We start from the raw sequence: 13255 nt of genomic DNA, 5'->3' as shown, positions 1-13255 counted from the left end.
CTTACGGCTATATCTTGACCCGAGAATGAACCGAATTTGGTTAACCGATCGTTACCGCATATAAAGAAATTATCAATTCTCGCTACGGTTGTCTATATTTCTGCAGCGCTGTCGCTTTGAGTGCGGCCTCGCCATGCTCGCTAACTGCTTTCTCCCATTCAGAAAATTCGTCATCCGACAGGCCGTACAGACGCAATGCAGAACTGCGCGGCAGCAATCCGTACTGGACACCGCGCACCACAGCCGCCTTGCGCGATGCGACCCAGCGCCGCGTACTGGCATCTGGCAAATCGGCCCGCGTCATCACAGTCCCATCCGGTAATGTCACGGCCCGTGGTCCATCTATTTTCTTCAAATACATTCTCACCCCTTCCAAAGGTCTCGTGAAGGGCGACCATGCGACATAGGGTTTAATGCGAGGTGAAGCAGGACCTTGTTAGTTCGTCGAATTTTCCTATATTTCGGCTTAATCTGATTGGATCTGTTAATGTCTCTTGATCAACCACTAAATTCCTTGGGTTTTGCAAAAGCCCCCGCCGACACTCGAGTCGTTGTCGCCATGTCTGGCGGCGTCGATAGCTCGGTCGTGGCCGCTCAATTGGCCGAAGAAGGTTACGACGTCGTTGGCGTCACGCTTCAGCTCTATGACCACGGGGCCGCATTGGCCAAACAAGGTGCCTGCTGTGCGGGGCTCGACATCCACGATGCGCGCCGCGTGGCCCAGGAAATGGGCTTTCCCCATTACGTCTTGGACTATGAGAACACATTCAAAGAAGCCGTGATCGACGAGTTTGCTGACAGCTATCTCGCGGGTGCCACGCCTGTGCCCTGCATCCGCTGCAACGAACGCGTAAAATTCAAGGACCTTTTGGAGACGGCAAAGGACCTCGACGCTGACTGCATGGCAACCGGTCACTACATCCAGCGCAAGATGGGCGACCACGGCGCGGAACTGCACTGTGCCACGGACGCCAATCGCGACCAGTCATATTTCTTGTTCTCAACCACACTAGATCAGCTTGATTATTTGCGCTTTCCTCTGGGCCACCTGCCGTCGAAAAACGAAACTCGTGCCTTGGCCGAAAAATACGGGCTGTCCGTGGCGGACAAGCCCGACAGCCAAGACATCTGTTTTGTCCCCAACGGCAACTATGCTGCGGTGATCGAAAAACTGCGCCCCGGCGCGGCAGAGCCCGGTGATATCGTGGACATCAATGGTACCGTTTTGGGCACGCACAACGGCGTCATCCACTACACTGTTGGCCAACGCCGCGGGCTCGGGATCGGCGGACTTGCCGATCCGCTCTATGTGGTGAAACTCGACGTTGACGCGAAACAGGTCATCGTAGGTCCCAAAGACATGCTGTCGACCCGTACAATTCCAGTGCGCGAAATCAACTGGTTGGGCGACGACGCTTTTGACGCATCTGTCGAACGGAACATCATGGTCAAGGTCCGCTCAACCCGCCCACCGCGCGAGGCAATCGTGCGTCCAATCTCGGCGACCGAAGCCACTGTCGAACTGCTTACCCCAGAAGAAGGCGTGTCACCCGGTCAGGCCTGCGTGTTCTACTCCCCCGACAGCCCCCGCATTTTGGGCGGTGGCTGGATCTGGCGCGGCTAGAGCGGATGGCCCGTGTCATTCTCTTGAACAAACCTTTTGGGGTTCTGTCGCAGTTCACGGACGAAGGCACAAACCATCCCACGCTCAAGGACTATGTGAAAATCCCTGGCGTATACGCGGCGGGTCGATTGGATCGCGACAGCGAGGGGCTGTTGGTGCTGACAGATGACGGCAGACTGCAAAACCGGATCGCCAGTCCAAAATTCAAACAACCCAAAACCTATTGGGCCCAAGTCGAAGGCACCCCTGACGATGCAGCGCTAGAAGCGCTGCGCGCTGGCGTGAAACTAAAAGACGGGATGACCAAACCCGCCCGCGCCCGCATCATTGATGCGCCAGACGTGTGGGAGCGTGATCCACCTATTCGCGTACGAAAAGCTATTCCTGACACATGGATCGAACTGGTCCTGACCGAAGGACGCAACCGCCAGGTGCGCCGCATGACTGCGGCTGTGGGCCATCCGACTTTGCGCCTGATCAGGTACAGTATCGGGGACTGGACCATCGACAATCTGGCGCTTGGTCAGTGGCGGGACAGCTGATGCGCCCGATTGCCGTACTCACAGCCGCCATCGCGGTTGTCGGCTCAAACAGCCTTGTGTTGGCCCCTATCGCCGCCGAAGTCGCGGATGGGTTTCAAACCACAGCACCCAATGTTCTGTTGGGCTCAGCGCTCTTTGGTGCGGGCACCGCGTTCAGCGCGCTTTTCTTGGCGACCCGTGCTGATGCATTGGGCCTTGCCCGTGCTCTGACTTTGGCCGTCAGCGCGATCGCTGTTGGATTGATCCTGTCGTCGCTTGCGCCCTCGTTGATCTGGTTGATCGTGGCGCAATGCCTCGTGGGGCTTGGATCAGGGACGGCTTTGCCTTGCACCTATGCCATCACCGCTGACCTCGCCCCAAAGGACCGCGAGGCCGAAACGCTGGGCGTTGTGCTCACAGGATGGACGATAAGCCTCGTCGCCGGGGTCTCACTATCAGCTATCATCGCGGACCTTTTGCATTGGCGGGCCGTGTTTGCACTGATGGCGCTGGCCTCGGTTGTCATCACCCTGTTCATCAGCCGCCTGCCAAACGCGCCTGCACCGCGCGGCACATTGTCCAAGAACCCGCTCAAATCGCTCAAAATCCCCGGTGTGCCGCAGGGCTTGTTCTATGCCGCCGCCTTTATGACTGCGTTTTATGGCTCTTATGGATACCTCGGGGCGCACCTGACTGGACCCTTGGGGTTGTCGACCACGTTTTCGGGGATCGCCGCCTTGTTCTATGGGATCGGATTTGGCGCATCGGCGGTATTCGACCGCTATATCGACCAGTTCGGTCAGGCCCGCGCGCGCCCTATCGCCTTTGGCACGTTGGTTGTGACTTATCTGTTGCTGGCCAGCTTTGCACAACACTCGATCCCGCTGGTTGCACTCTGTATGATCTGGGGCGCGATCAACCACTTTGGGCTGAACCTAATCGTCAGCAACCTAACCGCACTTGAGCCGACCAAACGCGCCGCGATCCTCGGGCTCTATTCAGCGACCACATATCTCGCCATGTTCTTTGGCACCGCGATCTACGGGCAAATCTTTGCACATTACGGATTTGCGGGATGCGCCATCGCATCGGCTCTTTGCGTTGTACCAGTGCTGGTTCTTGTTACTCATCGGAGAGCCGCCCCAGTATAGCGCGAGCTGCCAGCACGCCGGACGGTAAACCATCACGTCCCAGACGCTCCATCGTCAGATCCATTGCCGCATCTTGCGCATGTCTGTCGGCCCAAACGTCGCCCAAGCCACCAGCAATCTTGTCTGCCTGACAATCGCCAAAGATAAATTCTGGCACGACACGTGTTTCGCTGACCAAATTGACCAATGTCACCGTATCCACCCGCAGCATGCGCCGAATGATCGCACGGCTGATGCGGTTCATGTCATAGGCAATCACCATGGGCGTCGCATTTGCCGCCAATTCCAAAGACACCGTTCCCGACGCCGCCAGCGCCATGTCCGCCGTGGCAAAGGCGCTGCGTTTCTGCGCCATCCCCTCTGGGCTGTCACTGGAAAATACACAGCTCTCGACATCCCATTCGCCGACCATGCGCGAAACATCATCATAAAGATGCGCAAGCGTTGGCACGACGACCCGTAGACCGGGTACGTCCTGCGCAAACTGGCTGACGGCGGCACCAAAAGTCTCGGACAACCGGCCAACCTCGCTCCGTCGCGATCCGGGCAGTACCAACAATGTCGGGGCATCCCCCAAATGGTCGCGTCGAAACGCAGCAATCTCTGCGTCACTGGCCAACGGCTCGCCCACAACGGGGTGACCTACAAAATCACAGGCCATGCCTGCGTCCTGCATCAACGGTGGCTCAAACGGCAACAAGGCCAGCACATGATCAATCACGCGGGCCATTTTCGCCGCACGCCCTGCACGCCACGCCCAAACCGACGGGGCCACATAATGCACGGTGCGAATATTTGATCCCGCTTTGACCAGCTTGGCCACGCGTAGCGAAAAATCAGGACTGTCGATGGTGATCATCACATCTGGCACGCCGGTAACGACCTGATCAGCAGTTTCGCGAATGCGCCGTTTCAACGCGCGGTACTTTGGCAGGATCTCGGCGATCCCCATGACCGACAACTCTTGCATCGGGAACCGGCTGACCAAACCCTCAGCTTGCATCAACGGCCCGCCAACCCCGTCAAACACGACATCAGGCCGCTCGGCCTTGAGCCCCACCATAACGGCCGCACCCAAACGGTCACCCGACGGCTCGCCTGCAATGATAAAGACGCTTAGCGCAGCCATAGAAACAGCCCCACTCCATTGGAAATCTTAACGCATTGGGGCGCATCGATGACCATCACACCACCTGCTTCGATCACGATACCATCCAATCCGGCCTCGGCCGCCAGCATAACAGTCTCAGGCCCGATAGTGGGCAGGTCGATCCGCCGATCCTGATCCGGTTTCGGGGCTTTGAACAGAATACCGCCTTTGGGCAACGCTGGATCACGCTGGCCATTGATTCCGCTTAGCCATTCAGCCCAGTCGCTGACGGTCACCGCCACCATGTCAAAGGCCCAGCCGATAGGACCGCTGGGGGCGTCTTCCTTTGGCACGATCAAAGACCGCAACATCCATGCCGTCCCCGGTATGGCCTCGATTGCCAAAACCTGTCCGCCGCTGACAACACAGGCTTGGCCCACGTCAGCCACGCCCATGGCCGCGACAACAGCCACCGCTTTGTCCGCATCGTTTTCATGGGTTTCAATGGGCTGTACTCGCGTCAGAACACCCGCCTCTGGCAACAACATCGGGGCCAGTTCATGCGCCGCCCGCACAACAAAACCACGGTCTTCAAAAATCTCGAGAACTTCGCGCAGCAGCGCATCATCCCCTTGGCCAAACGCACCAACCAGCCGTTGAACAAGCGGCGCACTGACAGCGTCCACCTTGGTCAGATCAACATCAGGGCGCGAAATTGCACCGGCAAAGCAGACGTCCGTGACGCCCTCAGCCTCTAACGCGGCCAACAACGGGCCCAATCCTTCGAGCCTGTATTGCAATCGTTTGGTTTCACCCAACCCTTTGACAGGGAACTGTTCCATCTCGCAGAGAACAACAGGAGTTCCAGCCCGCACCATCGCGTCCATCACCAACCCCGGCAGTGAGCCCTGCCCTGCGAACAGCGCCAGCATCACTGAGGTGTCAGGAAATGGCGATCACTTGCGCCAAGAACAAAGGCCACCAGCTCGTCGACGTAGGCGCTGTCGCTTTCTTCCGACAGCCGCTTGGCACGATCTTGGAACGTACCATCGCCCTGCTTGAGCATCTGAAAGGCCGCGCGCAACGCTGTGATATCACCACGTGCAACGCCTTTGCGTTTGAGCCCGACGAGGTTCAAACCATCCAGCGCGCCCCTTGGACCCTGAACCAAACCGTGCGGGATCACATCGTTCGTCACCATGCTCAGTGCGCCAATGATGGCACCTTTGCCAATGCGGACCCATTGGTGAATACCGCTTAGGCCACCAATGATCACGTCATCATCAATCACACAGTGCCCCGCGATTGCGGCCTGGTTCACAACAATCACATTGTTGCCGATGATGACGTCATGGGCCACGTGACAACCAGCCATAAAGAGCCCGTCGTCCCCAATCTGGGTCAAACCGCCGCCACCCTTGGTGCCCGTGTTAATAGTGACATGCTCGCGAATACGGTTGCGCGCCCCAATGCGAAGCGCCGTCGGCTCGCCGTCGTACTTCAAATCCTGCGGGATTTCACCAATGCTGGCGAATTGATAGATCACCGTGTCGGCGCCCACATGCGTGTCACCCGTCACCACAACATGGGATTTCAAAACCACCCCAGCGGCCAAAACGACCCGTGGCCCGACGACGCAAAACGGGCCAATCTCGACGCCCTCAACGATTTGCGCGCCGTCCTCGATCACTGCACTGGGATGGATCGCCATACTCAGAGGTCCATCATTGCGGTAAATTCAGCCTGTGCGGCCAACTCACCATCAACAGTTGCGACGCCCTTAAACTTCCAGACTTTCGCGCCTTCTTTGCCGCGGGTCGTTTCGATGTCCATACGCAGCACATCGCCAGGCACGACCTTGCGCCGGAATTTACAGCCATCAATCGCCATAAAGTAAATAAGCATGTTTTTGTCAGCCAGCCCAAGAGCCGTTCCAACCATCACGCCCGCGGTCTGCGCCATCGCCTCAATGATCGTGACACCGGGCATGATAGGCGCGCCCGGGAAATGTCCCTGAAAATGCGGCTCGTTCATGGTGACATTCTTGATGCCCACAGCCGATTGGGTGCCATTCATATCAACGACTTTGTCGACCAACAAAAACGGATAGCGATGCGGCAAAATCCGCTGGATTAGATCAATATCCGCAGTGGTGACAACGTCCGACATAATACCCTAGGCTCCTACTGTTCTTTGTGTGTCCCTTGCTAGCAACCCCCCGCCACGGGGGCAAGCACACCCACGGGCAAGGCCCCGCCGAAGCAGACGCAAAATGTTTCAACGCTGTAATAGAAATCCGCTAGTTTTCGAGCGCGTTCATGTCCGCGACAGCCTCAGCCGTCACATCAATCGCATCCAAACTGCCAAAAACACTGCGCCGCTCTAGGATAACGCTGGCGCCTCGTCCGCGCATAATCTGGCCCAAAACCGGCCCCGAGGTTTGTAGAAATTCGCGACGACCATCCTCTAGAATGCGGCCCAAATTCCGTTCTTTGGTATCTTGGGCGCGGCGGATCTTTTGGACCTTTTCATCAAAGGCCTGTGCTTGGGTGCGGAACGCGTCCGCAGCCATAGTTGCACGCGCGGTGGTCAGATCCCGCTCTTCTTGCTCTAGATCATCTTCAATCTGACGGTTTTCCGCAGCAAGCGCCGCAACCCCAGCTGCATATTCTTCCTGAATACGCTGGCCAAAATCGCTCTCTGCGAAAAACCGGTCACTGTCTATCGTTAGCACCGGCGTCAGCGGTGCGTCTTGGGCCGCAACCGCGCCCCCGAAGCCAACCGCTACTAGAACCGCTGCGAACAGCCGCCGGAACATCGCTTAGAACCGTGTCGAGATGGTCACGTCAAAGCTCTTGGGGCGGTCAAACTCTTCAGCCATCAATGGCTCGGTAAAGTTAAACCGCAACGGCCCAACCGGTGTATCCCAGAAGATTGAAAGACCGGCCACCGCACGCGGTGTAAAGTCGTTGTAGAGAACGTTTGCACCCGTGCTACGACCGCTCACATCCCAGACAGAACCGTAGTCGATGAATGCACCACCAGAGATACCGTATTCTTCTGGCAGACCCAGAGGGAAATCAGCTTCGAGGCGCACGACCGTGAAATAGTTACCACCCAAGGCGATGTCAATATCTGCACCATCGTTTTCACGTGGGCCAATGCCGCCTGGTTCAAAACCACGCATAACGCGACTGCCTAGGAAATAACGGTCGGTGACGCGGCTGTCGCCCTCGCCAAAGGTCAATGCACCACCTTCAAAGATCGCGCGCAGCGTGACCTCTTCGTTCAGCACCTTGGTTTCAGCACCTGCGAAAATGCTCGTTTTCACAAAGGCCTGATCCCCACCCAAACCGGCAAAGTCCTGACCAAAGCGGAAGACGAAACCACCTGTAGGGTTAAAGCCAGAGCGACGTGAATCGTAGCTGTAGGTGTATCCCAATGCGCTGGATGACAGTGTTTCGCCATCAGCGGCCTCGGCAAATACGATCGCGCTCTCGTCCACATCTGCGCCCGACAGGCTCTGCGACTCGTAGGAATAACGAACCTGCAAACGACCATTCTCGCTGACAGGGAATGTCAGAGACGGCGACACACGGAATGTCTCGGTGTTATACAGCGCGTTGTCATTGTCTGTTGTCGCGTAATCGATCGAAAACGCGAACCGCAGGTCACGACCCAAAAAGCTAGGCTCGGCAAAGCTGAACCCAAGCTGGCGGCTCGATGATGCGGTGCTCAGGTCAAAGCTAAGCTGCTGACCACGACCCAAGAAGTTACGCTCTGAGAAGCTGGCCACCAGACCAAAGCCACCATCGCTGGAATAGTTCGCACCAAAGGACAACGAACCTGTTGGCTGCTCAGCCACGTCCACATCCACAATCACTTGGTTCGGGGTCGAGCCCTCGCGTGCCTCAACATCAGCATTGGCGAAATACCCAAGTGCGCGAATACGCTCGGCGCTGGCGCGGATCTGGCGTGGGTTAAAGGGGTCCCCTTCAACGACACGGAACTGACGACGAATAACGCGGTCCAAAGTAGTCGAGTTGCCCTCGATATCGATACGCTCAACGAAAATCCGCTCGCCACGCGTCAGGACAAATTCAACATCCAACGTCAAATCACGGTCGTTGCGGCTGATCCGTGGTTCAACCCGGACAAAGTTCAGACCCTTGCGGATCGCCAGAACTTCGAGACGGGCAATCGCATTGTCCACATGCTCGGGGCTGTAGACCACACCTGACCGCAAACGCAGCGCATCTTCGAATTCTTGTGGATCTGCTTCGGCAATTTCGGAAAAAACGCTGACATCGCCCACGCGGAAGGACTGGCCTTCTTGGACGTTAAAGGTAATCAAATAGGCATCGCGCTCGCGGGTCAGCGCAACATCAACGTTTTGTACGTTGAAATCGATGTAGCCACGGCTGCGGTAGAAATCAGTCAGGATCTGCTTATCAAACTCGATGCGGTCCGCAACGAATGTGTCACGTTGTACAATCGCACGCAGCAAACCGGCCTGCTTGGTCGCCAGCACACGACGCAAACGGCGGTCGCTGTATTCAGAGTTGCCAACAAAGGAAATGCGCTCGATCTCGGTCACGCCACCTTCGAACACTTCAAACACCAGATCGACACGGTTGTCGCTGCGGCGGATGATCTGTGGCGTGACAGTCGCGGAAATCCGACCGTCGTTGACATAGGCTTGTGTAATTGCCGAAACATCGGCCTCGGCCTGTGTCGGGCTGTAAACACGGCGCGATTGGCTGCGGACAACTGCCCCCAGCTCTTCGTCGCTTAGGCGGTTGTTGCCTTCAAAGTTGATGCGGTTGATCGTCGGGAATTCTTTGACGATGATCACCAGCATCCCACCTTGGGGCTGCACATCGACGCTCTCGAACAATCCGGTCTGACGGATACGCTGTGCCGCGTCGTTCAGCTGTGCCCCAGACACCGCCTCACCACGTGTAATTCCAGCGAATGTCAGAATGGTTGCCGTTTCGATCCGTTGGTTGCCTTGGACATCAACAGAATTAAACCGGAACGCTTGTGCTTGTGCGGCGTGGCTCGTGGCTATTACCAGCATCAAAACTACAGCGCCAATCTGGCTTAGCTTGCTTAACATTAGGCCCAAGGCCCGCGCCCGCGTCGTGTCGATCATTTTTATTTTTCCCGCTCGAGTATTTAACAGACAGTCCCAGACGTTCTGACTACCCCGAGCGGGCCGTGTTGTCAAAAGCAAGACGCGCACAAACCCATCGGTTGCGCGCGCATCTATTGTTGAAAAAGTTCAAGTCCGGCGGAGCCCCGCCGATCGGGCTACATTGAGCCTAGGAATGACCCGCCCCAAAGAGCGAAAATGATCGTGGCACCATAGAGCAAACGATCCCAGTTGATATCGATCAACAATGACAATCCACGGTATCCTGTCGCAATAGTCTGCATGGTTCACTCACTTTGGTTACATGTGTCGCTGACCAAATACATCGCCCCTGATTGTGGCACGATTGCGGCAGCGGCTTGGTGCTTTGGGGGCAATTCGCCCGCGAACGGGCGGAAATCAGCCCTCAACCCTCGTAAAACAAAGGTTTAGCAGAACATATCCGTGAACACCGCGAACACCATCAGCGTCAGGATCAGACCCAGACCCAGCGCCATCAGCACCCGCAACGCACCCTCGGATGGCTCGCGCCCAGTGACCGCCTCGTAGGCATGAAACACCAGATGTCCACCGTCGAGCACAGGCACCGGAAACAGGTTCAAGAGACCCACCGCCGTGCTGAGCAACGCCACAAACGAAATAAAGCTCACACCACCTTGGCTGGCCATCGCACCGCTGGCCTGTGCGATTCCAATTGGGCCGCTCAGGTTACAGGTTGAAATTTGTCCGGTGATCATCGCACCCAAACCGGAAACCGACTGGGCGATGATGTCCCAAACGCGCCCCACTGAACCAGTGATTGCGGTCCACAATCCAACGGATTCGGTCGCAGGCTGATAGAACGTCGAGGCCGCAATACCGATGCGGAAATTGTTCTGGAAACCGCCACCAGCTGTCGGCTCGGCTGTGACGCGCGGAGTTAGTGAGAACTCCAACGTCTCATCGCCGCGCTGGACAGTCAGATCAACAGGTCCGCCATCTGCTGCAGCCACAGCCGCCACCAATTCGTCAAAGACCCAAATCGGCGTGCCGCCCACTGCGGTGATGACATCGCCCACTTCGACACCTGCATCACGTGCAGCACTCTCTAGGCTAACACCACTGGCGACCGGCGGGCGCGGATGCGGCGCCTGAACGGTGATCTCTTCGCCGTTCCGCAACACGCGGTAATCCAGCGTCTTTTCAATCGGTAGTGAATTCAGGAACGGCCCGATGACGTCATAGTCCGGAACCGTCATGCCTGCGATTTCCAACACTTCGTCACCGACCTGCAACTCTTGCACATAGCTGTCAGGCAGCGGCGTCATCTCGGCGATGATCATCTTTTGGCTTGGGGTGCCATAAATCAGCGCGAACATCATAAAGATCAGAAAAGACAGAATAAAATTGAAAACGGGTCCTGCAGCAACCGTCAACGAGCGTGCCCAGAGCGGCGCACCCATCATCGTGTTGCGCGCCCGTGGAACATCACTATCCCCACCCACGCTTGCGGCATTGGCGTCGCCTGCAAATTTGACATACCCGCCAAAGGGCAATGCCGCGACCTGCCACTGTGTGCCGCGTTTATCCACGCGGCTGTACAAGACAGGACCAAAGCCCAGGCTGAACACATCCGCATCAATCCCGCACCAGCGGCCGACGATGTAATGTCCATATTCATGAATAGCCACGATGATTGACAGCGCGACCACAAATGCCACCATCGTAAAGCCAAAGCTGCCGAATTGTCCCAGAATGTCCTGCACGGGTTATCCCATCTCTTGAATTATTTCGCCTGCGCGAATGCGCGACAGGGCATCAGTGTCTTGCACCTTATCTAACGTGAGTTCGGCAATTCCAAGGCACAGCTCGGATGACATTTTGTTCAACGTCTCAGCCACCACATCGGCCATCTGCAAAAACCCGATGTCGCCTGCGATGAACCCATCTAGCGCACGCTCTTTGGCGGCATTGAATACAGCGCCCGACAATCCACGCGTCTCCATGACGTCCCGCGCCACCGTCAACGCCGGATAGCGCGCGGGATCAGGGGCGCGGAATGTGAACTGTCCCAATTTGGCAAAGTCCAACCGCTCAACCGGTAAATCCTGCCGTTCAGGCCAGTGCAGCGCATAGCCAATTGCATGCCGCATATCGGGCGGCCCCACATGCGCCATGATGCCACCATCACGGAAACCAACCATCGCGTGGATCATGCTTTCATGGTGTACAATCGTTTCAATTGACGCAGGTGGAATGTCAAAAAACTCTCTGGTTTCAATCAGTTCCAACGCTTTGTTAAACATGCTTGCGCTGTCGATTGTAATCCGCTGCCCCATGTCCCAGTTTGGATGCGACGACGCTTGGGCCAATGTTGCCCCCGCCAGATCTTGGATCGGCCAATCTCGAAATGCGCCACCCGAGGCGGTGATGATCACCCGCTCAACCTCTTCGATATTCTCGCCAACCAAGGCCTGAAAAACCGCAGAATGTTCACTGTCGACAGGAAGGATGCGCGCGTCATGCGCCGCCGCTGCTCCCATGATCAACTGGCCAGCGGTCACGAGGCTCTCTTTGTTGGCCAACGCCAATGTCGCGCCCTGCTCTAGCGCCCGCAGTCCGGGCACCAAACCCGCAGCACCAACAATGGCCGACATCACCCAATCCACGGGCCGTGTTGCGGCCTCGGCGATAGCTGCATCACCTGCTGCAACCTCGACATCGGTGCCAGCCAACGCATCGCGCAATGGCGCCAAACAGTCTTCGTAGCAGGTCACCGCAATTTGCGCGCCCAACTCGACCGCATCGCGCGACAATTGTTCGACATTGCGGCCACCCGTTAGGGCCACAACATCGTAGGCGTCAGGTGCGCGCCGGATCAAATCAATGGTGTTCTGCCCAATCGACCCCGTGGCGCCGAAAATACTGACCCGCCTCAAAAACGAACCCCCGGCACGTCAAACAAGTATGCGATGATCAATAGAACCAACGACGCGCCCAACAGCGCATCAAACCGGTCGAACAAACCGCCATGCCCCGGGATCAGCGTGCTGCTGTCTTTGACGCCCGTGCGCCGTTTCAATGCACTCTCGGCGATATCGCCCATTTGTCCTGAAAAGCTAAGCAAGACGGACAACCAGATCACGCTCGCTCCGGCCTTGGTATAGAACCAAAACGCGACGCCGATCAAAGCTGCAGCAATCCAGCCTGCGATGGTTCCGCTCCATGTTTTCTTGGGGCTGATCGCAGGCCAGAACTTGGGGCCGCCAAACGCGCGGCCCGCAAAATAGCCAAAAATGTCGGTCGCCACGACGATCGACACCAACCACAGCAAATACGCGAGGCTAAAGTCAGCCCGAAAGACGACCAACCCGAACCCAGCCAGCTGAATGCCAAAGCAAAACAGGAAAAACGTCATCCGTTCGCGGGGTCTGGTCCGAATGGCCATAGCTCCGACCAAAGGCGCAATCGCCATGAACACCCACAGCCATTCCCGTTCGGTGGACAAAAATCCGCTAAAAACACTGGCGACAAAGGCCGCCATCAACATGCCCGGTGTCGGACGGTCGGGCTGGATCATCATCCAGAGCTCCCAAACCATCACAGCCGTGACAAAAACCGCCAACATCTGAAACCAGACGCCACCTGCGACAATCGCCGCAATTCCAACAACAGCCATCGCCGCACCACTTGTGATGCGAACCGTCAGATCATCCCAGTTGCCCCCCGCCATGT

Annotated in this window: 14 protein-coding genes; 3 read left to right on the top strand and 11 right to left on the bottom strand. The window is 57.0% G+C overall.

Translation table 11 applies throughout. The features are described from left to right. Positions 1-82 precede the first annotated feature (82 nt). Entirely contained in the window at positions 83-361 is a 279-nt protein-coding gene (locus tag TR2A62_RS02825) for a DUF1153 domain-containing protein (protein ID WP_040820093.1), read from the bottom strand. Between the two features lie 126 nt (positions 362-487). Between TR2A62_RS02825 and mnmA the strand changes: the two genes are divergently transcribed. Genes mnmA through TR2A62_RS02810 form a run of 3 tightly spaced genes read left to right on the top strand, consistent with a single transcriptional unit; the run spans position 488 to position 3296 of the window. Continuing rightward, positions 488-1624 (top strand): tRNA 2-thiouridine(34) synthase MnmA, encoded by a 1137-nt coding sequence (gene mnmA / locus TR2A62_RS02820; RefSeq protein ID WP_009159994.1) that lies wholly within the window; start codon positions 488-490, stop codon positions 1622-1624. Positions 1625-1629: 5 nt separating this feature from the next. After that, positions 1630-2166 carry a pseudouridine synthase gene (locus tag TR2A62_RS02815; RefSeq protein ID WP_009160796.1) on the top strand — a complete coding sequence of 179 codons (537 nt, stop codon included), beginning with the start codon at positions 1630-1632 and terminating at the stop codon, positions 2164-2166. Further along, positions 2166-3296, top strand: coding sequence for an MFS transporter (locus TR2A62_RS02810; protein WP_009158320.1), 1131 nt, complete (start codon positions 2166-2168; stop codon positions 3294-3296). Before TR2A62_RS02815 ends, TR2A62_RS02810 begins: the two co-directional genes overlap by 1 nt. Here TR2A62_RS02810 and lpxB read toward each other — a convergent pair. From lpxB to TR2A62_RS02765, 10 genes are all read right to left on the bottom strand, one after another. Beyond that, positions 3268-4425 carry a lipid-A-disaccharide synthase gene (gene lpxB, locus TR2A62_RS02805; RefSeq protein WP_009157479.1) on the bottom strand — a complete coding sequence of 386 codons (1158 nt, stop codon included), beginning with the start codon at positions 4423-4425 and terminating at the stop codon, positions 3268-3270. The genes TR2A62_RS02810 and lpxB overlap by 29 nt on opposite strands. Next, positions 4413-5318, bottom strand: a complete 906-nt coding sequence (locus TR2A62_RS02800) for an LpxI family protein (protein ID WP_009160839.1) — start codon at positions 5316-5318, stop codon at positions 4413-4415. Before TR2A62_RS02800 ends, lpxB begins: the two co-directional genes overlap by 13 nt. Then, complete coding sequence (gene lpxA, locus TR2A62_RS02795; protein WP_009157898.1) at positions 5318-6097, bottom strand: acyl-ACP--UDP-N-acetylglucosamine O-acyltransferase; 780 nt, start codon at positions 6095-6097, stop codon at positions 5318-5320. Before lpxA ends, TR2A62_RS02800 begins: the two co-directional genes overlap by 1 nt. A gap of 2 nt (positions 6098-6099) precedes the next feature. Continuing rightward, complete coding sequence (fabZ, locus tag TR2A62_RS02790) at positions 6100-6555, bottom strand: 3-hydroxyacyl-ACP dehydratase FabZ (RefSeq protein ID WP_009158607.1); 456 nt, start codon at positions 6553-6555, stop codon at positions 6100-6102. Between the two features lie 130 nt (positions 6556-6685). Next, positions 6686-7204 carry an OmpH family outer membrane protein gene (locus TR2A62_RS02785; protein WP_009158742.1) on the bottom strand — a complete coding sequence of 173 codons (519 nt, stop codon included), beginning with the start codon at positions 7202-7204 and terminating at the stop codon, positions 6686-6688. Between the two features lie 3 nt (positions 7205-7207). After that, complete coding sequence (gene bamA, locus TR2A62_RS02780; protein WP_009158970.1) at positions 7208-9541, bottom strand: outer membrane protein assembly factor BamA; 2334 nt, start codon at positions 9539-9541, stop codon at positions 7208-7210. Positions 9542-9699: 158 nt separating this feature from the next. After that, positions 9700-9825: a hypothetical protein gene (locus TR2A62_RS19310; protein ID WP_009159171.1), complete on the bottom strand. Its 126-nt coding sequence runs from the start codon at positions 9823-9825 to the stop codon at positions 9700-9702. A gap of 144 nt (positions 9826-9969) precedes the next feature. Then, complete coding sequence (rseP, locus tag TR2A62_RS02775; protein WP_009159968.1) at positions 9970-11286, bottom strand: RIP metalloprotease RseP; 1317 nt, start codon at positions 11284-11286, stop codon at positions 9970-9972. 3 nt (positions 11287-11289) lie between these two features. Next, positions 11290-12459 (bottom strand): 1-deoxy-D-xylulose-5-phosphate reductoisomerase, encoded by a 1170-nt coding sequence (gene dxr / locus TR2A62_RS02770; RefSeq protein ID WP_009160780.1) that lies wholly within the window; start codon positions 12457-12459, stop codon positions 11290-11292. Then, entirely contained in the window at positions 12456-13253 is a 798-nt protein-coding gene (locus TR2A62_RS02765; protein WP_009160393.1) for a phosphatidate cytidylyltransferase, read from the bottom strand. The genes dxr and TR2A62_RS02765 overlap by 4 nt, the downstream gene beginning before the upstream one ends. Between the last annotated feature and the right edge of the window lie 2 nt (positions 13254-13255).

Origin of the sequence: Thalassobium sp. R2A62 (assembly GCF_000161835.1) — a bacterium.
Taxonomy (GTDB): Bacteria; Pseudomonadota; Alphaproteobacteria; order Rhodobacterales; family Rhodobacteraceae; genus Thalassobium.
This window is presented reverse-complemented; position numbering and strand designations above follow the sequence as displayed.

Coding starts and splice junctions, on each gene's coding strand:
- TR2A62_RS02825 (WP_040820093.1), bottom strand. CDS start 361: ATGTATTTGAAGAAAATAGATGGACCACGGGCCGTGACATTACCGGAT.
- mnmA (WP_009159994.1), top strand. CDS start 488: ATGTCTCTTGATCAACCACTAAATTCCTTGGGTTTTGCAAAAGCCCCC.
- TR2A62_RS02815 (WP_009160796.1), top strand. CDS start 1,630: ATGGCCCGTGTCATTCTCTTGAACAAACCTTTTGGGGTTCTGTCGCAG.
- TR2A62_RS02810 (WP_009158320.1), top strand. CDS start 2,166: ATGCGCCCGATTGCCGTACTCACAGCCGCCATCGCGGTTGTCGGCTCA.
- lpxB (WP_009157479.1), bottom strand. CDS start 4,425: ATGGCTGCGCTAAGCGTCTTTATCATTGCAGGCGAGCCGTCGGGTGAC.
- TR2A62_RS02800 (WP_009160839.1), bottom strand. CDS start 5,318: ATGCTGGCGCTGTTCGCAGGGCAGGGCTCACTGCCGGGGTTGGTGATG.
- lpxA (WP_009157898.1), bottom strand. CDS start 6,097: ATGGCGATCCATCCCAGTGCAGTGATCGAGGACGGCGCGCAAATCGTT.
- fabZ (WP_009158607.1), bottom strand. CDS start 6,555: ATGTCGGACGTTGTCACCACTGCGGATATTGATCTAATCCAGCGGATT.
- TR2A62_RS02785 (WP_009158742.1), bottom strand. CDS start 7,204: ATGTTCCGGCGGCTGTTCGCAGCGGTTCTAGTAGCGGTTGGCTTCGGG.
- bamA (WP_009158970.1), bottom strand. CDS start 9,541: ATGATCGACACGACGCGGGCGCGGGCCTTGGGCCTAATGTTAAGCAAG.
- TR2A62_RS19310 (WP_009159171.1), bottom strand. CDS start 9,825: ATGCAGACTATTGCGACAGGATACCGTGGATTGTCATTGTTGATCGAT.
- TR2A62_RS02765 (WP_009160393.1), bottom strand. CDS start 13,253: ATGGCGGGGGGCAACTGGGATGATCTGACGGTTCGCATCACAAGTGGT.